This is a genomic window from Colwellia sp. Bg11-28, assembly GCF_002836245.1.
GTDB classification, from domain to species: domain Bacteria; phylum Pseudomonadota; class Gammaproteobacteria; order Enterobacterales; family Alteromonadaceae; genus Colwellia; species Colwellia psychrerythraea_A.
Genome location: NZ_PJBA01000006.1, coordinates 172,705 through 194,765 on the forward strand (window position 1 = coordinate 172,705; position 22,061 = coordinate 194,765).

At 38.4% G+C, this 22,061-nt stretch carries 16 protein-coding genes; 8 read left to right on the forward strand and 8 right to left on the reverse strand.

The window, feature by feature from the left end; genetic code table 11:
- Window positions 1–8: 8 nt before the first annotated feature.
- A complete protein-coding gene (locus tag CXF79_RS07765; RefSeq protein ID WP_011044496.1) occupies window positions 9–335 on the forward strand; it encodes a YbaB/EbfC family nucleoid-associated protein in 327 nt (108 codons plus the stop codon).
- A gap of 301 nt (window positions 336–636) precedes the next feature.
- Here the strand turns inward: CXF79_RS07765 and CXF79_RS07770 are convergent, their stop codons facing one another.
- Complete coding sequence (locus CXF79_RS07770) at window positions 637–828, reverse strand: hypothetical protein (RefSeq protein WP_101154557.1); 192 nt, start codon at window positions 826–828, stop codon at window positions 637–639.
- Window positions 829–861: 33 nt separating this feature from the next.
- Between CXF79_RS07770 and CXF79_RS23800 the strand changes: the two genes are divergently transcribed.
- Complete coding sequence (locus CXF79_RS23800; RefSeq protein ID WP_269801453.1) at window positions 862–984, forward strand: hypothetical protein; 123 nt, start codon at window positions 862–864, stop codon at window positions 982–984.
- 105 nt (window positions 985–1,089) lie between these two features.
- Here CXF79_RS23800 and CXF79_RS07775 read toward each other — a convergent pair whose 3' ends face one another.
- Both CXF79_RS07775 and bglX read right to left on the reverse strand, forming a co-directional pair.
- A complete protein-coding gene (locus tag CXF79_RS07775) occupies window positions 1,090–2,838 on the reverse strand; it encodes a glycoside hydrolase family 3 protein (RefSeq protein ID WP_232769107.1) in 1,749 nt (582 codons plus the stop codon).
- 75 nt (window positions 2,839–2,913) lie between these two features.
- Window positions 2,914–5,136, reverse strand: coding sequence for a beta-glucosidase BglX (gene bglX, locus CXF79_RS07780; protein WP_101154559.1), 2,223 nt, complete (start codon window positions 5,134–5,136; stop codon window positions 2,914–2,916).
- A gap of 381 nt (window positions 5,137–5,517) precedes the next feature.
- On the opposite strand from bglX, the gene CXF79_RS07785 reads away from it, so the two are divergent.
- The 6 genes from CXF79_RS07785 (at window position 5,518) to CXF79_RS07810 (ending at window position 15,788) form a co-directional block, all read left to right on the forward strand.
- A complete protein-coding gene (locus CXF79_RS07785; protein ID WP_041737112.1) occupies window positions 5,518–7,032 on the forward strand; it encodes an MFS transporter in 1,515 nt (504 codons plus the stop codon).
- A 786-nt stretch (window positions 7,033–7,818) separates the two neighbouring features.
- A complete protein-coding gene (locus CXF79_RS07790; RefSeq protein WP_011044490.1) occupies window positions 7,819–10,803 on the forward strand; it encodes a TonB-dependent receptor in 2,985 nt (994 codons plus the stop codon).
- A 128-nt stretch (window positions 10,804–10,931) separates the two neighbouring features.
- On the forward strand, window positions 10,932–11,663 hold the full coding sequence (locus tag CXF79_RS07795; protein ID WP_011044489.1) for a SapC family protein: 732 nt from the start codon (window positions 10,932–10,934) through the stop codon (window positions 11,661–11,663).
- A gap of 9 nt (window positions 11,664–11,672) precedes the next feature.
- Window positions 11,673–12,680 (forward strand): cupin-like domain-containing protein, encoded by a 1,008-nt coding sequence (locus tag CXF79_RS07800; RefSeq protein WP_101154560.1) that lies wholly within the window; start codon window positions 11,673–11,675, stop codon window positions 12,678–12,680.
- A 13-nt stretch (window positions 12,681–12,693) separates the two neighbouring features.
- Window positions 12,694–14,184 (forward strand): tryptophan halogenase family protein, encoded by a 1,491-nt coding sequence (locus CXF79_RS07805; protein ID WP_011044487.1) that lies wholly within the window; start codon window positions 12,694–12,696, stop codon window positions 14,182–14,184.
- Window positions 14,185–14,456: 272 nt separating this feature from the next.
- Window positions 14,457–15,788 (forward strand): glycoside-pentoside-hexuronide (GPH):cation symporter, encoded by a 1,332-nt coding sequence (locus CXF79_RS07810; protein WP_101154561.1) that lies wholly within the window; start codon window positions 14,457–14,459, stop codon window positions 15,786–15,788.
- Between the two features lie 665 nt (window positions 15,789–16,453).
- Here CXF79_RS07810 and CXF79_RS07815 read toward each other — a convergent pair.
- The 5 genes from CXF79_RS07815 to CXF79_RS07835 all read right to left on the reverse strand — a co-directional run bounded on the left by CXF79_RS07815 (window position 16,454) and on the right by CXF79_RS07835 (window position 21,733).
- A complete protein-coding gene (locus CXF79_RS07815; RefSeq protein ID WP_101154562.1) occupies window positions 16,454–17,233 on the reverse strand; it encodes a polysaccharide deacetylase family protein in 780 nt (259 codons plus the stop codon).
- Between the two features lie 117 nt (window positions 17,234–17,350).
- Window positions 17,351–17,779 carry a VOC family protein gene (locus CXF79_RS07820; protein WP_101154563.1) on the reverse strand — a complete coding sequence of 143 codons (429 nt, stop codon included), beginning with the start codon at window positions 17,777–17,779 and terminating at the stop codon, window positions 17,351–17,353.
- A gap of 114 nt (window positions 17,780–17,893) precedes the next feature.
- Entirely contained in the window at window positions 17,894–18,733 is an 840-nt protein-coding gene (locus CXF79_RS07825; protein WP_101154564.1) for an SDR family NAD(P)-dependent oxidoreductase, read from the reverse strand.
- 242 nt (window positions 18,734–18,975) lie between these two features.
- The gene (locus CXF79_RS07830) at window positions 18,976–19,794 is read right to left on the reverse strand and encodes a glycoside hydrolase family 16 protein (protein ID WP_232769108.1); all 819 of its coding nucleotides are present in this window, start codon (window positions 19,792–19,794) and stop codon (window positions 18,976–18,978) included.
- 121 nt (window positions 19,795–19,915) lie between these two features.
- On the reverse strand, window positions 19,916–21,733 hold the full coding sequence (locus CXF79_RS07835) for a glycoside hydrolase family 3 protein (RefSeq protein WP_101154565.1): 1,818 nt from the start codon (window positions 21,731–21,733) through the stop codon (window positions 19,916–19,918).
- Window positions 21,734–22,061: the final 328 nt, after the last annotated feature.

Below are 22,061 nucleotides of genomic sequence, written 5' to 3' on the forward strand. Positions count from 1 at the left end.
GAGAATAAATGATGAAAGGCGGAATGGGTAACTTAATGAAGCAAGCCCAACAAATGCAGGCTAAAATGGCTAAAGCGCAAGAAGAACTAGCGCAAATGGAAGTTGTTGGTGAAGCAGGCGCAGGTATGGTGAAAGTAACAATGACGGGTAGTCATAGTGTTCGTAAAGTTGAACTTGATGACAGCTTAATGGAAGATGATAAAGACATGATTGAAGATTTACTAGCGGCTGCTGTAAATGATGCTGTACGTCGTGTTGAAGAGCAAAATAAAGATAAAATGGGCGCACTTACTGGCGGTATGCAATTACCACCAGGGATGAAAATGCCGTTTTAAATATAAATCCATTATATAACAGTGGTTTAATAGTTATTTAAAGCTAAAAAGTGGAAGAGGGGACAATATTAAGTTCATTTCAAAAGTTCTTTCTAACCCAATATAAAAGCTCGAGAGGTTCTTGAGTTTTTTTGATGGAAAATCTGTAGTAACAATCTAATTATTTTAGTTGGGCGAGTTTATTAGTTATCTGATTAATATAATCTGGTTCGTCATCGTCAATCGATTCCCCCGTATATTTTTTTATTAATCCTCTGCCTTTATACCCCATTTACTGTGCCAAAATTGTTTCCTGCCATTTTCATTGAACTTGGCTCAAAATAATAATTTCATATTGTTCAGCATCATTGAACAGTAGCTCTTTGCTTGATTTCAAGTTGATATGAATAAATTTTGCATTAATAATAAAAATAAATGCCGATTTCTTTGGTACATTTATTTTTTGAAATATTCTACTTGAGAGTACGCTGTGATAATAAGGTGAAATAGGCATGCAGAGCTATTCCTTACGTAATTATAAGAAATAATGTTACCTATCTCTTTAGAGATAAGCTCTCTCCCCATTCGTTTAGCAAAAAGATCTACCATAGATCTTACTGCCAGTGTCCAGTTTTCCTTAGGCATTAAGCAGGTTGGTGGTACTTTGTGACATGCTCCACAATATTGATTTACAATATCGGGATTATTGGCTTATTTTATTAGTGCTTTAGAGGTTGGCATTAAGTTGTCTCTGACAACGATCTTTTACTTGATTTTAATAATGTAATCCAAAACCTTGAGGGAATAGTGGCAAAGAGCTTGTTACGGTGTTTTTAGGCCAATCAAAGGATAGTTTACCTTGAAAATTAACATCTCCAAATATAACATCACTAATTCCTTGTCCTTCAGTACCAGGCAACCAAGCGACAACAAATGCTGCTGACTCTTCAAGTTCTGAATTAATAATTAGTGTTCTACCCGATATTAAAATGACAACGACAGGTAATCCTTTATCAGTAAGTTCTTTAATTGTTGCATAATCTTCCGAGTGTAAGCTTTGTAATTCTATCGTGCTTCCATAAGGCTCTGAAACATTAATTTGACCATTTATTTGTGATCCTGCTTCTATAATAAGATTATCGTCATTTCTAATATCACCAAATCCTTCAGCGTAGGGGGTTTCGCCAATGACTACAATAGCAACATCGTGATCATTTGCATTTACATGTTCAACTTGTTCTTTTAAAAACGCATTAGGTGCAATTTTTTTAATACCGTGCCATATCGATGTTGCTTGCTCAAACTCATCATTTCCTGAAACACCTTGCCAAGCTATTGTAAATCCACCACATTGATGACCAATGTTATTAGCATTTTTTCCTGTTACTAAAATACGTGCCGCTTTATCTAAAGGTAGTGTGTTTTGATGGTTTTTAAGTAAAACGAGTGATTTTCTAACGGCTTTACGTGCAACTTCTCTGTGCTCCATAGAGCCAAAGCTATTATCATTTGCCCATTTTCGTTTACTTGGTTTAGGGGCTTCAAGTAAGCCCATTGCGACTTTTACTGTAAGAATTCTACGTACAGCGTCATTAACTCTTGAAATTGATACTGTCCCTAATTCTACGTGGTTACTTAAGTATCGAATAAATTGTTTCCAGTTTTCTGAAACCAAAAACATATCAATGCCCGAATTTACGCCTTGTGCAATTGATAAGTAGAAATCGTCTGAAAGATAGTCAATGCCGTTCATGTCGGAGACGACAAAACCAGAGAACTTAAGCTGTTTTTTTAAAATATCAGTAAGTAGAAACTTATGGCCATGGCATTTGTCACCATTCCAGCTATTGAACGATGCCATGACCGTCATCACTCCCGAGTTAATCGCTGTGATGTATGGACTTATATGAGTTTTATTTAACACTTGCCACGAAATTTTGGCATCACCTTGATCAATACCGTAAGACGTTGCTCCGTCGCCAACCCAATGTTTTGCACAAGCGAGAATACCTTCGGTGTGTAGTTGATTTTGCAGTCCCGTAATAATGTTATTGACATATTTATTAGTTATATCGGGTGATTGTGAAAAACTTTCGTAAAACCGACCCCAATGCTGGTTTTTTGCAACCGCAAGATTTGGTGCAAAGGTCCAGTCAAGGCCACTGGCCAATACTTCTTTACGGGTAATGATGGCTATTTCTTTAATCAGTGCGGGATCGTTAGCAGCGCCTAAGCCGATATTATGAGGAAAAATAGTGGCTTGACAAAGGTTATTATGACCATGAATAGCATCTACCCCGAAAAGTAAGGGTATGCCATGATGACATGCATCTTTTACTGATGAGCTTTGCCAATAGCTGTCAGCCATTGTTAACCAATCTTTAAGTTTGTTTTCCCCAGGGGTAGAGCCCGCACCACACATAACTGAACCTAAATGAAACTTTTTTGCTTCTGCGGGCGTACAGCTTTGCCGTTCAGCTTGTGTCATTTGTCCAATTTTTTGCGCTAATGTCATATTTGACATTAGTTCATCCACTTTAGTTTTTACCACTAAGTTATTAAGTAATGAGTGCATATTATTTTTATATCCAGTAATTTCTCAATCTGTCACTTCAAATTCTGTTTTTAGCGTCGTGCTTGAATCCCCGCCGATCCAAACATGGAATAGTCCGGCTTCGGGTTTATATTCCATTTGTTGGTTATAAAACGCAAGTTCATCAGTGTGTAGTTTAAATGTGACTACCATGCTTTCACCTTTTCCTAAAGTGATTCGTTGAAAACCCTTAAGCTCTTTTATAGGGCGAGTTACATTACCAACAATATCTCTAATATAGAGTTGAACTACCTCTTCTGCATTATAATTACCAACATTGTTAATCGTTGCACTTACTTCAACAGCACCCCCCATAGGAATCACTTTATTATTTAATTTGATCTTTGTATAACAAAATTGACTATAGGATAGGCCAAAGCCAAAAGGAAATAATGGAGAGAAATGAGTATCTAAATAGGTTGCAGTCATACCAAAGGAAGTTTGTGGCGCTCTCATTTTAATATTATCTATATTAATATATTTTTCATCAATGGGGGGTCTGCCAGAATTTTTTTGTGCATAATAAAGTGGAATTTGACCAACCGTTCGAGGAAAGGTAACCGGTAATTTTCCTGACGGACTTTCTACCCCAAACAATAAATCAGTGATAGCAGGACCTGCCATTGTTCCTGGGTGCCATGCAAACAAAATGGCATCTACTTTTGAAATGATTTTTTCCAAAGTAATGGGCCTTCCAGCCATTATCACCAAAATAATAGGTGTCCCCGTTGCGTGGATTACATTAATCAGTTGTTCCTGAGCACCGGGTAAATCGATGCTCGACCGACAATGAGCTTCTCCCGATAAAATAGCTTCTTCACCTAAAAACATCAACGCTATATCTGCATTTATTGCTGTATCAATCGCTTCAGCGAAACCGTCGTGATGGTTGCAACGCGTGGTTTCCATCCCTACAGCATAGTTTATATTAAATGCGTTTTTGGCTACTTCTTTTAATGCATTCAAACACGTATGGCTTTGGTTTTCTTTACCATCAAAAGCCCACGTGCCCATTTGTTCATAACCATCATCTGCAAGAGGCCCTATTACCGCAAGGGTATTAATTGCCGATTTAGCTATGGGTAATATTTGATTATCATTTTTTAACAAGACACAACTTTTTATTACTGCTTCTTTAGCAATGCTTAGATGGTCTGTATTTAAACTATTTGATGGTTGATTTGGGGATGTAATGGCAGATTCAAAAAGCCCTAAGTTAAATTTCAGTGTGAGTATTCGTTTTACAACACTGTCAATTTTATCTAGGGAGATAACGTTATTATTCATTAAATGCTTCATGTGTTTCAAGTAACAATCACTGGCCATTTCCATGTCGATCCCCGCAGTACATGCTTTACCTGCAGCGTCATAATCATCGAAGGCAAATCCATGTGTGACTAACTGTGGAACGGCTTCCCAATCACTGACTACAGGGCCAGAATAGTTCCATTCGTCGCGGAGTACAGTCGTTAAAAGCCAGTTGTTTCCTGTGACTGGTACACCATTTAAATCGCTGAAAGATGCCATAAATGTGGCAACTCCGGACTCGGCTATCGCTTTAAATGGGGGGAGATAAACGTTGCGTAGCTCGTTTTCTGGAATATTAGTTGTGTTGTAATCTTTTCCACCTTCACTTGCTCCGTAGCCTGCAAAATGTTTAGCACAAGCAGCAATTGAATTTGTGTCTGATAAACTGTCACCCTGAAACCCTTTTACCATTGAGTTTGCAAGGGTCTTACATAAATATGGGTCTTCTCCTAGACTTTCAGCAATTCTCCCCCAACGAGGATCTCGAGCAATATCGATCATGGGTGCAAAGGTCCAGTTTATACCACTACTTGAAGACTCTATTGCAGCAATCTTAGCGCACCGTTCAACAATTTTTGGTGACCATGTTGCGGCTTGAGCAAGTGGTATGGGAAAAATGGTGTTAAAGCCATGAATCACATCTCGACCAATTAATAATGGTATGCCTAGTCGTGATTCTTGTATAGCAATCCGTTGTAACTCGTTAATTGTGTCAAGGTCAACTTCATTAAGAATAGAACCTACATGTCCAGCTATGATCGCCTTGCGCAAGTTTTTTGACACAATACATCCATCTCCAGAAAGTTGACTCATTTGGCCAATTTTCTCTTCGATAGTCATTCTCGATAGCAGTGTAAGTACTTCAGATTCTACATCCGAAAAATTTAACTCATGAACTTGTTGACACGATTTTGATAGCATTTACTTCCCTTAAATTTATTTGTTGGATTGCGTTGTTACGGATGAAAATATTATTCCGTATGTAAGTATGTTAGGAGAAGCTATATACCTACATTATTACTAATAATTCAGGATACAAGTTAAATACGACAAGGTGGACTTATCAGTAGATTATCTGGACTTTAAAAAGATTTTTTAGGGATAGTGGCGTTACGTTTCTAGGTGTTCATATTTGTATTAAATAGCATTATTGACCATTTCACCGTTTTTTGAAGGTCATCTCATCGTTTTAGTATTGAGTATTTTTCTTATCTATATAATGTGTTTTTTGTTCAATTATGCTCGGAGAACAAGGTGTAATTTTAGCATAGCACTCATAAAAATTAATATTGGAATAAAAATATGGCCCATACTGTAGAAACAAGTGATAGAGATAAGATTCCGTTTGTTCAAAAATTCATATATGGCTTAGGGGCATTTGTTAATAATTTATTGGGTGCTGCGATTGGCGGTATGCTTATTGTCTTGAATCTTGGTTTAGGGATGAACCCTGTTTTGGTAGGTCTGATTGGTGCCTTGCCTAGATTAACTGATGCGATAACAGATCCTTTAATGGGCTATATTTCTGACCACACTAAATCAAAATGGGGTCGTCGCAGGCCTTACATTTTCTTTGGCGCTATAGCAGCTGCAGTCATTTTTGCTTTACTGTGGCAACTTCCCCGAGATCAAAGTGAAAATTTTTATTTTTGGTTCTTTTTGATTGGTTCAATCATTTTTTATTTAGCTTATACCGTATTTGCAACACCTTGGGTAGCTTTGGGGTATGAGTTAACGCCTGATTATCATGAACGAACTAGGCTCATGGCGGTACAAAATTTCATGGGACAAATGGCTTGGTTAGTGGCTCCTTGGTTCCTATGGTTTATGCAAAATGATATGTTATTTGAAGATATGATTGAAGGAGCAGGGTGGTTAGCTATTATTATTGGCGTTTTTACTGTCTGTGTTGGGATTTTACCCGCTATATTTTTGAAAGAACGTTCAAAACATCAAGAAGAAAAAACAAACAAAGAAAGTTTGAATGTCAGCTCAAGTGATAAAAATGAAGCTAACGAAGAATTCCCAGCTGGCTTCAAGGACTTTATCAAGGGCTTTTTAACAACCATTAAATTTAAGCCATTTCTTTATTTATGCGCTGCAACCTTTCTAGTATTTAACGGTTTTATGTTGGTCTCTTCGTTTCAAACTTACGTCATTATTTATTATGTTTTTGGTGGTGATCAATCATTAGGTGCTGAATTTGCTGGCTGGGCTGGAACGGTGTCAGCCATATCAACATTTTGTGTTATTTTTCTTGTCACTAAACTATCTACCATAATGGGAAAACGTAATGCCTTCTTTTTCTCGACAGGTGTTTCTATTATTGGTTATGCACTTAAATGGGTTTGCTATACACCAGAAAGTCCGATGTTGTTGTTAATCCCTTCAATTTTTATTGCTTTTGGTCTAGGTGGATTGTTCACCTTAATGGGATCTATGGTTGCAGATGTATGTGATCTTGATGAATTGAATACCAAACAAAGACGAGAGGGAATGTTTGGCTCAATTTATTGGTGGGTTGTAAAACTCGGAATGGCTGTAGCACTCGCTGCAGGTGGTTTTCTTCTCAATGCGACAGGATTTGATGTTGCATTAGCAGGCCAACAGTCAGCAGACACTATTTTCTTCATGCGTTTATGCGACGTGATTATCCCGATAATAACCTCGTTAATCGCTATTTGGATGATAATGGCTTATCCATTAACTGAAGATAAAGCGCGTGAAGTGCGAGAAGCTCTAGAAGCTCGACGTGGAAAAATGACCGTCGATGATGACGAACCTATACAGAACGTTGAATTAAATCCTTCATCGTAAAGCTTCTTATATAATGCATACTCAAAGTCACTTGGGTATGCAGTGATAACTATCACACTAACTATACCCGTTACCAATCAAAGTGCAGGATTTCAGTGGGAATTAAAATGACTTTAGGCAAGGAAGATAATTTAAGCATAGTCATTCTATGCTTTGATTATTTAACGACGTATAAAGTTATTTTAAGCCCATCATAGAAGCGCTTGAGCAACATCACTCCATCGTTGCTGTGACTTATAATGGAAATTGCTCAAGCACTCTGAAACATGCATCTTGAATGGTAACGGGTATATGTATTCATTCCTACTTGTTCAATAGAACAATCACTGTGTTATCTCTACTGAAACACTCATAAACTCTGTCCCCATAATACATTCAAAATGTATTGAAAAGCTTAAGCGTAAACTTAATACCCCCTAAGTTTACAGCGAAAACATTCCATCTAACCTCAATATTATTCACCATAGTACTAACATTGGCACGATCCTAAAAAGTATTACCAAAGATAATCAATGACTTTTTAAATTTAACTACAGGGATAAATATGGGGCTTAATAGATGTAAATGCCCTTTTTTTAACTAGTCCACTTTACCTTGTAAAAGGGGGCGTTTGAGCGTAAAGGCATAGGTTTTCTATTTTGAAAGAGTAGTATCATATTTGGGCAATATGTACGATTTATTGTATTAATGACTATTATTTGATTAAAAATAGTGTCAGCTCAGAGAACACATTCGTTTACGCATAAATTATAAGGTGTTGAATAAATAGCATCAAGGGGAACTAATATGATCCAGAAAACATTTACTAAAACAAGAATTGCAACGAGCTTGTCACTGATACTTGGAGCAACTGCTTTACCTGCACTATCAGCAGAAGAAGTAAGTTTAAAAGATAAAGAAAATGTTGAAGTAATAGCTGTCACAGGTATCCGCAGTAGCTTAGTCAAAGCGATGGATATCAAACGTAGCGCACAAGGTGTTGTGGATGCTATATCATCAGAGGATATGGGTAAATTTCCTGATTCTAACTTAGCTGAATCATTACAGCGCATCTCTGGTGTATCGATTGACAGATCTAACGGTGAAGGCTCTAAAGTTACTGTTCGTGGTTTAGGTCCAGACTTCAACTTAGTCACTTTAAATGGCCGTCAAATGCCTTCGTCTAACCTTGAATCTACCGTCATTAGTAACTCTCGTTCATTTGATTTTGCTAATCTTGCTTCTGAAGCTGTCAGCGGTGTAGAAGTTTATAAAACTGCTAAAGCAGAAGTGTCAAGTGGCGGTATCGGTGCAACTATCAACATTTTGACAGCAAGACCACTTAATACACCAGGACAAAAAGCGTCTCTTGGGGTCAAAGCTGTGATGGACCAGTCAACTGACGAAGGTGATAGCGTCACCCCTGAAATTTCAGGTCTTTATAGTAATACTTTTGCCGATGATACCATTGGTTTTGGTATTTCATTTAGTCACCAAGAAAGAAATGGTGCAACTAAAGAGGCTGTTGTTCCGCAATGGCATACTCAAGCCATTGCCCCAGTTGACGGCTGGAATGGCGGTATCAATAATACGGACTGGGAAGATGGTGATACATTCAACCGTCCACAACAATTTCGTTACAACTTTACCGAATTTGATCGCACCAGAGATAATGGACAACTTGTTTTTCAATATGCTCCAAGTGACCGCATCACTATTACTGCTGATTATACTTTTTCAGAACAAACGGTTGAGTCTACATCAAACGGCATCGGTGCTTGGTTTTGGGAAGGTGAAACTATTGATGGCAGCTTAAATGAATTTACAACAGGCACAAACCACTCTCCTGTTGTTTGGCATTCAGGCGCAGGTCCTGATTTATCATTCTCTACGTCATCAGATGCTTCAATAAATAAAAATGAATCAATTGGTTTAAATCTAGAATGGCAAGCTACTGATAACCTAAGATTTGAACTTGATTATCACGACTCTTCAGCAAAATCGAAAGCAGATAGCCCTTACGGTAATAGCTCAACTATGGAGTATGCCGTTAACTCTCGTCAGAGTACCACGATTGATTTTAGGCCTGACTTCCCTGTAATGTCTATTTCACAATTGGACGGTTTAACAGGCAGTCCCGCTGAATTAATTACAACAGGTAGTTCTTTAAGAAACAGCCAATTTGAAAATGATTTGTCTCAAATTCAGTTAAGAGGGCAATACGTTTTTGATGAGGGTGTTATCACGAGTGTAGATTTTGGTATCTCAAAAACTGAGAATGATATTAGAGCTTCGATTATGACGGCTCAGCGAGATACTTGGGGCGGTGAAGGCAGTGTAGATGATGTTACCGATAGTTTGTTTACGCCGGGTAGCAGCTCCTCTCAATTAGATAACTTACCAAGTACAGGGACTAACGCAGCAGGAGAAACAATTGACCTTTTTGACTTGTTTTACAATTTTAGTTTTGTCGATGCATCGAATGAAGTAGCTTCTTATGCTGCGCCAGCTAATAGTAATAACGAAGTTTCACCAGGTATTTGGCCATGCGCAGATCGTTTTTGTGTGAATGATCAATGGACAACTGACGAACTTATATCAGAAGAATATACTGCTATTTATGCTCAAATAAATATGGAATTTGAAATTGCAGATATGCCCTTAGATATATCTGCGGGTTTCCGTTATGAAGAAACTGATGTTAAAGCAAGTGCAATGGTACCTGCATACACAGGTGTGGATTGGGTTTCTAACAATGAATTTGCAACAGTTGATACTGGAGAAAGCGCCTTTACTAACTTTGATGGCGATTATAATAACTTTTTACCTAACCTTGATATCAGTTTAGAGATTGATGATGATTGGGTAGCAAGAGCCTCATTCGGTAAAACACTTTCAAGACCTACCTACAATAATATTCGAGGTGGTGTTGGTATTGGTGAAATCAGACAAGGTTTTGCGACAGCTAGCAGTGGTGATCCGGGCTTAATTCCTTTTGAGTCTGTCAATGTTGATTTATCATTAGAATGGTACTTTGATGAAGGAAGTTATGCGTCTGTAGGTTATTTTAGAAAAGATATAGAAAACTTCATTGGCACAACGAAAAATAAAAGTGAATTATTCGGCCTTAGAAGTCCTACAAGTGGACCTCGCTTTGATGAAGCTATGGCTGCCGTAGGTAGTAGTGACAATACTGCCATTAGACAATATATTTTTGATAACTATCCAGAGTCAAGCACCATAACCGGCGTAGACGCAAGCGGAACCACAACAGGGCAAATACACTCTGTTGCCGAAGATGAACTAATTCAGTTTGATGTCACGGTGCCATTTAATGAGCGTGATGCTACTATCGACGGTTTTGAAATAGCTTTCCAACATGCACTTGAAAGTGGCTTTGGTATACAAGCCAACTTAACTTTCGTAGATAGTGATGCTGAATATGACCCAACCGTTTTTGACAGTCAATTTGCCCTTCCTGGCTTAAGTGATACTGCCAACTTAGTCGCATTTTACGATAAAAATGGCATACAAGTTCGTATCGCTTATAACTGGCGTGATGAATTCTTAGTGAAAACAGACAACAACCTTAATAACCCGCGCATCAATGAGTCATACTCACAAATTGATATCAATGCGAGTTATAACATCAATGAAGACTTAGTTGTGTTTTTTGAAGGAATTAACATAACGGATGAAACTCAACGTATGTATAGCCGTAGCAGAAACGAACTGTTAAATGCTATTCAATCAGGTCCTCGTTACAATATCGGCGCTCGCTATACTTTCTAACGACGTCTTTATAATTTAAAAAACCGCCATTGGGCGGTTTTTTATCAATTAAAACTAAATATGTCTATGCTTTAATGTATATAGATAATTGTTTATGCGTAATATTTCAAATAAAAAAGAGATAAATTATGTCAAATCATCAAATGTTGAATAATGAACAACATAGAAACTTAAAGGTTGATACACAAAGAAGCTCTGAGTTAGGCGATAATATAATGCTTACACTTACCTTTCCTAATGAGTTTTATGATATTCAAGCTTATTATCCTATTGTTTTTCATAAAGATGAAGCAACAGAAAAATTTCAATCATACGCACTACTTGGCTTGGAAAAGAAAGAAAATTTATTTTTAACTAATGGCGATTGGGATTGTGGTTACCTTCCTCATACAATTAAGGCACAACCTTTCTTAATTGGTTTTCAGAACCAAGAAATAAATGGCAATGTACAAAAACAAAGAGTTATCCACCTTGATGTCGATAGTCCTAGAATTAATAAAGAACGAGGTGAGAGCATATTCACAGAGTTTGGTCAAAACACTCCTTTTATAGAGCATATAGGCGACGTTTTGGGAGAGATAGATAAAGGTTTTGCAGAGAGTCAAGATTTTCTAAACTTCTTAAATGAGTATAACTTACTAGAAAAATTTGTTTTTGATATAGAACTTAACGATAAAAGTCATAATAGATTATCTGGATTCTATACTATCAATGAAGAATCATTAAATAACTTAACATCTCAACAGCTGGCTGAATTAAGTCAGAAAGGCTTTTTAAAACCACTCTATATGGCAATAGCATCACTTCTAAATATGGGTGATTTAATCAAAAGAAAAAACAAGTTATTACAAACAACGTAGAGAAATAAAATGTTAGGAACTCTTAAAAAAATTGCCAGTGTAGAGGGTATATCTGCTTGTGATGTTCCTTCTTTTATAATCGAATCAAAACAGCCACTTATTTTAAAGGGCTTTATTAAAGATTGGCCCATGGTTAAAAAAGGGCAAGAATCTGAAACCGCATTACAACGTTATCTTTTGAAATATGCTAGTGGCCAAGATTTAGTCGTTGGTTGCGGAGCACCTGATATTGACGGGCGCATATTCTATAACAAAGCACTCACAGCGCTTAACTGCAAAGCCTATAAAATGTCATTAGCAGACTTGTTTGGACAAATAAAGAAGTCCCAAGGTGATACACCTCCTTCTCTTTATTATATGGGTACAACACCTGTAGATGCATACTTCCCCAACTTAAGAAAAGAAAACAATATTCATATAACAGGTAAATCACCCGCTATGAATATGTGGATGGGCAATGAAAGTACAATACCTGCCCATTACGATGTACCTAATAATATAGCCTGTAATATCTATGGCAAAAGACGTTTTACGTTATTCCCACCAGAACAAATTGAAAACCTTTATATTGGCCCACTTGATTTCACCCCTGCGGGACAATCAATAAGCCTAGTTGACTTTAAAAAACCCGATTTTATTAAATACCCTAAGTTCAAACAAGCATTAGCACATGCCCAAGTTGGGGAATTAGAAGCGGGTGACGCACTATTTTTACCCAGTATGTGGTGGCACCATGTTGAAGGTTTAGCACATTTTAATTTGTTAACCACATTTTGGTGGTCATCCACCGACCATCTTACTGATGAGTCTGGTAACGCTTTGCTTTATGCCGTTATGGCGCTTAGGAACTTGCCAAAAGATAAAAAAGATATTTGGTTCAATTTATTCAAACATTATATTTTTGAAGCGACGCCATTAGATCACATTCCAGAACATGCAAAAGGGATGCTCAATCCTCAAAGTGAAAAAGCATTACGAAAGTTTAAAGATTACCTAATTAAACGTTTACGCTATTAGTAAGGAATTACAAATGAATAATCTATCAGAAGTAAAAAATGTTGTTATTGCTGGCGGAGGAACCGCTGGCTGGATGGCTGCAACAGCATTAGCAAAACTTATTGGTAATAACTTAAATATTACCTTAGTTGAGTCCGATGAAATATCAACGGTTGGTGTTGGCGAAGCAACAATTCCCCCTCTGTTAACATTTCATAAAATGTTAAAGATTAATGAAGCTGAATTTATGAGTAGTGTAAACGCAACATTTAAACTAGGCATCAATTTTGAAAATTGGAAAGATAACGATAGCGAATATTTTCACTCTTTTGGCACTACTGGTAGGGATTGTTGGGCAACAACATTTTTACAATTCTACAATCGAAGTAAAAAAGAAGGCTATCAGGCAAAGTATGAAGAATATTGCTTAGAACTCCAAGCTGGACTAAATGAAAAATTCGCTCACCTGCCAAATAGTGGCTTGAAATACGCTTACCATATGGATGCAACATTATACGCAAAATTTTTACGTAAACTATCTGAAAAAAATGGCGTAAAAAGAATAGAAGGTAAAATAGAGCAAGTAAATATCGATGAGAAATCAGGTTTTATAAAATCTCTTACCTTGCTTTCAGGCGTAACTATAGAAGGTGATTTATTCATTGACTGTACGGGCTTTAGAGGTGTACTGATTGAGCAAGCTTTACATACTGGCTACGATGATTGGTCACACTGGCTGCCATGTGATCGCGCTGTTGCAGTGCAAACAGAAAGTACTGAAGAGCCTAAACCTTATACGCGTTCTATTGCCCATGAATCTGGATGGCAATGGAAGATTCCATTACAAAATAGAACAGGAAACGGCCTCGTCTATTGTAGTAAATATTTGAATGATGAAAACGCTGAGAAACTGTTGCTTGAAAATGTTGAAGGTAAAACATTAAAGAAACCTTTATTTATTAAATTTACCCCCGGCCAGCGCCGAAAACATTGGAATAAAAACTGTGTAGCCTTAGGTTTATCAAGCGGTTTCATTGAGCCTTTAGAGTCTACCAGTATACATTTAATTCAACGAGGTATTATTAGACTGATGCAAATGTTCCCTAAGATGGGGATAACTGACTCAGTAATAAATGAATATAATTATCAATCTGAAGAAGAAATTCGATACATTAGAGATTTTATCATTTTGCATTACCATGTTACCAATAGAAACGATTCAACTTTTTGGCGTTATTGTAGCAAAATGGATGTTCCAAGTTCATTGAGTCATCGTATTGAGTTATTTAAAGAACATGGTTATGTCTTTAAAGCACCATGGGATTTATTTGCTGAGAATTCTTGGGTTCAAGTCATGTTAGGGCAAGGTTTGTCCCCACAAAATCACCATCCAATAGCTGATATGATGTCAACGAATGAACAAGACATGTTTTTAAATGGTATTAAAAATTCGATAGAGCAAACGGTCAAATCACTACCTACGCATAAACAATACTTAGATCAATATTGTAATTCTAAAGCCTAATTGATGTGTTGATGAACACTGAGACCTGCGCTACTTCAAGATGCAGGTTTCAGTATTTAAGCAGTATTGCTGAAAAATAGAGCAACAACAGCTTGATGCTTAATCTCTTCCAGTGTCAGGGCGAACAGTGACAATAATGATAAAAAGACAACAGTATTTTCAGCTTTACCTTTCATGGTAAATAACCGAAAAAAGTATGATGGTAATATCACCCAAGTATTGAATTCATTAATTCAACTATCATCATACCAAAGAATTAGAAGTGAGATTTTATGTTAACAATACGAGAAAAAATTGCCTATGGCTTAGGTGATACTGCCAGTAATATCATTTTTCAAACAGTGATGATGTTTTTGCTGATATTTTATACCGATGTCGTTGGTCTTTCTCCCGCGCTGGTGGGTACTTTATTTTTAGTGGTTCGACTTTTTGATGCGATTACTGACCCCTTAATGGGGGCTATGGCAGATAGAACTAAAACCCGATGGGGACAGTTTAGGCCTTATATTTTATGGTTAGCGGTGCCTTTTGGCATCATCTCAGTCATGGCATTTACTACACCGGATTTTTCCTATAATGGAAAAGTTGTTTATGCCTTTGCCACCTACACTTTACTTATGATTGCGTATACGGCGATTAATATCCCGTATTCTGCATTAGGCGGTGTATTAACAGCAGAGCCTTCTGAGCGTGTTTCTGTGCAATCTTATCGCTTTGTTTTAGGCATGTTAGGCGGGCTTATTGTCGCAGCCAGTACACTTCCGTTAGTTGAGTGGTTTGGTGAAGGTGATAAAGCTAAAGGTTATCAATTAACCATGATGGCGATGAGTCTTTTAGGTGTGGTGTTATTTTTATTATGCTTTAGTGGCACTAATGAAAGGGTCTCCACGCCCGCAGAGCAAAAAACGTCATTTTTTGATGACTTAAGATCACTTTGGAAAAATGACCAGTGGCGAATCTTATGCTTAGCGGGTCTCTTTTTATTAACGGGACAAGTATTAAGAGCGACTTTAGCTATTTATTATGTGAAATATGTTCTTAATCTCGAACAGTATATAACTTTGTTTATTACACTCGGAATGATTGGTAGTATTTTAGGGTGTGCTTTGGCTCAACCCCTGGCCAAAAAAGTTTGTAAGATCAAAGCGTATATAACGCTTCAATTAATCGCAGCATTCATATGTGTCATCAGTTATTTTGTCCCTAAAGAATATGACATCATGGCCTTTGCATTGTTTTTCCTTTGGAGTTTCTTTTTACAAATGGCGACACCATTGTTATGGGCCAAAATGGCCGATACCATTGACTATGGCCACTGGAAAACTGGTGTTCGTATTACGGGAATGGTTTATTCTGCCGTGGTGTTTTTTATTAAGCTGGGTGTCGCTTTTGGTGGCGCTTTTGCCGGTTGGTTGCTTGCTTATTATGGCTACCAAGCCGATGTTGAACAGACGGAGGCGACTCAGCAAGGGATCTTATTGTCCTTTACTCTTTATCCTGCAATTGGCTCAATTCTAGTAGCTTTAGTGATGCGTTGGTATGTTCTTGATAATAAAAGGGTAGAGCAGATTCATGGTGAGCTCAATGAAGCACAACAAGCGTAATATATACCCGTTACCAATCAAAATGCAGGATTTCAGTGGGAATTAAAAGGACTTTAGGCAAGGAAGATAATTTAAGCATAGTCATTCTATGGTTTGATTATTTAACGACGTATAAAGTGATTTTAAGTCCATCATAGAAGCGCTTGAGCAACATCACTTCATCGTTGCTGTGACTTATAATGGCGCTACATGGATGGTGTTATTAGAGAATGCAGACGGTACAGGAAGTACCTTATTAGATAATGCAGGAGCAATTATCCTGAGCATATTCTCCTGAATAACCATTATTTCATCACAGCGCCTTGAATTGAAATTGCTTAAGCACTCTGAAACATGCATCTTGAATGGTAATGGGTATATAGCTACTATTTATAAGGTTTAAACTTGCAGACGTATCAATAGCTATATTTTCATGAGTGTTAGTAATCAAGTTAATTATACCGAGGAAATGGCTACAAACTGGGTGTTATAAAATGTTAGCAAGAGTGGCGGGAAGATATTGACTATATACTTAAGCCTCAATTAATTAATTGAGGCTTGGTCTCGGCCTGTTAATTGAATTCATTATGTTGATTGGTTTTTGTATCGATAATGACTTTTGTTGCACTTAAAACTTGATATTAAGGGGGGTAAATTTCCCGAGTCTGCATACATTCATGAAATAATTATTCCATGTTACCTACATATTTCATCAAATTTATATATGAATCTACATAATAGGCATCCTGATTATTCGCTAAGAAAGTTAATAACGCGGCATGAGCCTCGGATGAAACAGATAAATAATCTCCCCCCACACCATGAAAAATAATATTCACTAATAATATTTCAGCAGGGATATTTTTAATATAATCAATTAGTTCCTTTCCTGTTGAATTTGTTGGATCCCAGATAAGTGTAAATCTTTTATCAACCCCGTGACCTTTAATCGCAGTAAAAAGATGATTTACTTTACTGAGGTACTCTTCACCACCGATGAGTAAATCACCACAGGGAACGGTATAAGTACGTTCGGTTTTACCATCAATAGCTTTAAGAAAGGTATTAGCAATTGTCAGTTCCTCAACCATCTGTGAGGCGCTGTAATTATCAAGGTCATGATGTTCTTGAACCCACTCCCTATTTGGTAGTGAGGCACTGCATGGATGATAGATACTATGATTGCCTAGTTCATGGCCATTTTTTGCTGCTGCTCTCCATTCCCCCATTCGTGCATTCATCACAGGGGAGTTTGGAATGACATAAAAGGATGCTTTTAGATTATATTTATCCAGCTCAGGAATCACATTGTCCAATTGGCTGTTTAGGGCATCATCATAGGAAAGACTCACAGCTAATTTATTCCCTTTAGGCCAAGTGAAATCATTATTTTTAGCTTGAGAGTTACTAGATACTGAAAATAATAATGCTAAAAGTAGAAAGGCAGTTTTTATCTTAAAAATCATTTGAATTTCGCTCCAAAACGTAAAATATTATAGTGCAGGTTTTTAGTCGTTGTAGTCTCTACTCAGTGCTCTAAAGTTGATTAGTTTTTGTATTGATGACGTCCAGTTTTTAGAGCATTATTTTATGATTAGACTTCCATCTTCATTGAACTCCCAACAATCACCAAATGCTATCTCCCATAAATATCCATCTGGATCTGAAAAGTAACCACTATAGCCACCCCAAAAAACATTTTGAGCTGGTTTTTCGATATTACCACCAGCAGTCTTGGCTAATTCCAATATAGAATCGACCTCTACTTTAGATCGAGTATTGTGAGCAAATGTAACACCTGAAAATCCTGAAGGATTTGAATTAAGACTAGGAAATACATCTTCTGCTAGTTCATCTAAAGGGTATAAAGCTAAACACACACCACTAGTTTTAAAAAAAATAATACCATCTTCAGGCTTTCTCGATGATGGAAACCCAAGAGTTGTATAAAAATCAAAAGACTTTTTTAGGTTTTTTACACCTAACGTGATGATGCTGATACGTGGTTCCATGACTCTATTCTCTTTTAATAACTTAAACTATATAAGCTTTAACATTTCATTAAAGTACGCATTTTTCACTCGTTTTCAGTGATTTACTAATCCGGTTGAGTCCAAATCTAAACACTAAACATCTTGTGCCGTTAAAGGACGTGGTTGCTCTCCATTGATGTCAGTGAAACCATATTCTTGGGCAAGCTTTGCGGCAACCAATACCCGTCCCGATTTTTTCATGATATCAGTATCGCTAGCAAGTGCTACAACTGCCCGTCCAATAAATTGTGGTGATTCAGAATTGGATAAATCTAAATGCTTTGCAGCTTTCATTACCGACTCAGTACGTACAAGGCCAGGATACAGAGAAACAGCAGCAATATTATGTTCTCGTAACTCTTCTGCCATACACGCTACCATATGATCGGAGGCGGCTTTAGCAGTACCGTATGCTACTCCTTTGTCATTACGTTGAGCGACGAAAAATGAAAGAGTAATTATAAGGGAATCGTCTTGCTGCATTAATAGCGGTACAGCAAGTACGCTGGATATATAATTGGCTCGAACTCCAGATTGAAACATAGCGTCCCAACGTGAAATTGGTACAGTCCAAAATCCTTTTTCATGCCAGAATTCGGTACCATCAGTATAATGTTCGTAACCACCCCAAACATTATTAACCAGAATATTCAGTCGCTTATTCTCTGCATTAATACGATTAAACGCGGCTTCCACTTCAGAATCAATGCTATGGTCACATTGAATAGCCACACATTCTCCCCCTAATTTAATGACCTCTTCAACTGTCTGGTGGATTGTTCCGGACAGGCATGAAGCAGATTTCCCTTCCTCGACAGTTCTTCCCGTAATATAGACTTTCGCGCCTGCTTCGCCCAAGCTAAGCGCAATACCTTTTCCAATACCACGGCTTGCTCCAGTAACAAGTGCAACCTTACCGAATAGAGGTTTCATTCAAATTCCTGAAAATTAATCCTTTTGAATAGTCGGATATTACTAAAACAGAGGTCTCAAAAAGACAGTGCCAATAGCCGAGCTAAAAGGAGGGGTGATATGGATACAAGCAGACATCAACACATGTTCAGTGCCATTAGAATATAGGTAATAGCAACCGGCCATAAACAAGGCGATTCACCTGTAAATGATCAAGGGATGCGATAAAGGTATCCCTGTACATGGTTAATGAAAAGCTACTATTAATACCAGGCTTCGTGCTTCACCCAATCGACTTCCATAACCCAGTTAGCTGTCATGGCTGAATCATTGATCTTGGCAAAATTCAAGATGGCGAAGAAGGGCTCAGCAAGTTTATCTGCTTCACCAGGGAGTCGATATACTTCAACTTCATCTAGGCGGAAAATAACATCATCGCCAACCCATTCCACTGAATAATCATGGTATTCGTCTAGCTTGGCTTCTTGTACCAACATCAGGGCTTGCCAATCACCGTCTCCACACTTGCCATTACTTTTAATGGCTCGTGCTGCATAATGATCTGGGCCGCCATCACTGTGATGCTCAAAAATATCAATTTCACCCGAGCCGACCATAGGCCAACACACGTTTTCATCAGGCTGTTGTACGGGGGGCTCATTATTTTGAGCACCGAGGAGCCACCAAGCAGGGAACATGCCGGATTGACCACTGTTTTCGACTTTTAAGCGAGCGGTCCATTTGCCTTTAACAAATTCCTTAAGATTTTTAGAAGCTATACGACCTGCAACATATTGGGTCTCCGGATGTTGCTTGCCATGTTTGTCAAAATTATCACAACTGCGTTTCTCGCCAGTATCGATAACTTTCAGCTTGATGCTGCCATTGCTCACTTCACGCGTGCCAAACTGGTTGTCTGGAACATAACATTGGGTCTCATTATTAACCCAGATGCGCTGATCTTGCCAGTTGTCGGGGTTGAACGTATCGAAACCATCGAAAAAATCAACGTGCCAATTGCTCACTGTGCTTTGTTGTTTTGTTGACTCGTTAGTTGTTACTTCGCCAGAGCATGCAATCAATAGTAATGCTGATGCAAGTGGGATCAGGGGTAAAGTAGACTTCATATATTCTCCAAGAGTTTAAATTGTTATATTCTGTTAAATTGGTTATTTCTGGTTAAGTAAAGGCGTTTTACCGACGTTAATAATCTTGTAAACCATAGCCAAATTTAAATAAAGCATGTTCTGCGTTCGGTGCCAGTGGTATATCGGTCACGGCAACCGGCCATGAATAAGGTGACTTACCTGTTGGTTTGAAGCCATTGGTGGCAAACAAGAAATCGGCAACACCAGCACCTTCAGAGCCGGGTAACCAAGCTGCTATAAACGCATCACTCTTGTCTAAATCTTCGCTAATCGCCAAGACCCGACCTGAAATAAGTATCACAATGACTTTTTTACCGAGATTTTTGCAGCCAGTAATGAGTTTTTTGTGGGCATCACTTAGCCATAACTCATCACTATCGCCAAGAGCCTCGGCATAAGGGGCTTCTCCGACAACCACAATGGCTTTGCTTGCAGGCATATCCGGATAGCAGCCATGTTCAGCATATTCAACCTGTGTTCCTTGCGCTTTGATACCGTCAAAAATGGTCGTTGCCCCGCGATAACTTTCTGCTTGTCCCTGCCAGTGAATAGACCAACCACCACTTTGCAGACCACTGTTGTTACCATGGCTACCAATCACGGCAATCGAATCAGATGAGCTTAGTGGCAATGCATCATTGTCGCTTTTCAACAGCACCAATGATTCTCGCACCGCTTGTCGGGCAACCGCTCGATGGGCAGGGGAACCAACACTTTCGGCGAATTCTTTTTTGGCAAAGGGATCTGAAAACAGGCCAAGGTTAAATTTCATGGTTAAAATTCTGCGCACGGCATCATCAATGCGGCTCATTGGGACAGTTTGATCAAGCACCGATGCTTTAAGTTTTGCCATGAACTCATTGTGATTGCCCGGTTGCATGGCTATATCAATACCAGCGTTGATAACGGTATGGGGATCTCCAAAGCGCAATCCGCCATTCCAGTCGCTAACAACAACGCCTTCAAAGCCCAGTTCACCTTTTAATACATCGGTGACTAAGTGAGTATGTTGATGCATATTATGGCCATTATAAGAGTTAAACCCAACCATGATAGACGCAACGCCCTCGTTAACGGCCGCGGTGTATGGGGGTAAATAGTGTTCGCGCATAACTTGGTCAGTTATTATCGCATTTCCGCCTTCAACCCCGCCGTCAGTGGCGCCGTCACCGATAAAATGTTTTGCGGTGGCTGCTACCGTATCACGGTGGGCAAGGCTCGTTCCTTGATGTCCCTGAACAGACGCGATAACGGCCGCTGTGGTTAAATCTCTGTCTTCAGTATATCCCTCATAGACCCGGCCCCAATGCTCATGTTGCGGCATGGCAATGCAGGGAGAGAATGTCCAGTTAAATCCCGTTCCGGCTACTTCTAGTGCTGTGATTTGAGCGGCCTGCTTGATCAGGTTCAGGTTTCTGGTGGCAGCCATACCAATGTTATGAGGAAAAATTACCGCACCCTCAAAGGTATTTTGACCATGAACGGCATCGACTGCAATCAGTAGCGGAATACCCAGACGGGTTTGCAATGCACTCGCTTGAAATTCATTAAATTTATTGACCCAGTCCATGGCATTGGGCCCTGGTGTGGGGCCTTCAGTATGAATGATAGAGCCGATAGCTTTATCACGGATGGTTTCAGGAGACACATTATTGTGCCAAACCGACTGAGTCATTTGGCCAATTTTTTCGTCCAGAACCATCGCCAGTAACAGCGCATCAATCATCTGTTCCTGATTTTTGTATTGGCACAAATCAAACTGCTGTGTTCCCCATTTACAGATCACATTTACGTCGACTTTAGTATTGTTTGTCCCAAAGGTTGTGCATCCAAAGATCACTAAAGATAAAACTAATAACCACAATGTTTTCATCTCTGTCCTTTTTTATACTTTTCTTTACAGAACTTTGTTCTGGTTTCATTTTGTAAGATCAATGTAGACTAATCCAACTGACTTAATACTTTTTGTCGTGTTCTATCTACATTAAATAATCCCCAATGCTTTTCTGCACCCTTTAAATTATCCGGCTTTCCCTTCCATGGTTCATCAAATGCCTCGAAAAAGAAGAAAGTGGTGTTGCTTGATTTAGCTCATTGTTTAATTTCATCAAAGTACTGTTTTTAATTTGCTTCGCTGGCGTGTTCACCAAATTCATTTGCACTAAGTGCCCAACCTCTTTCAGTAATGCTAAGCAGCTTGG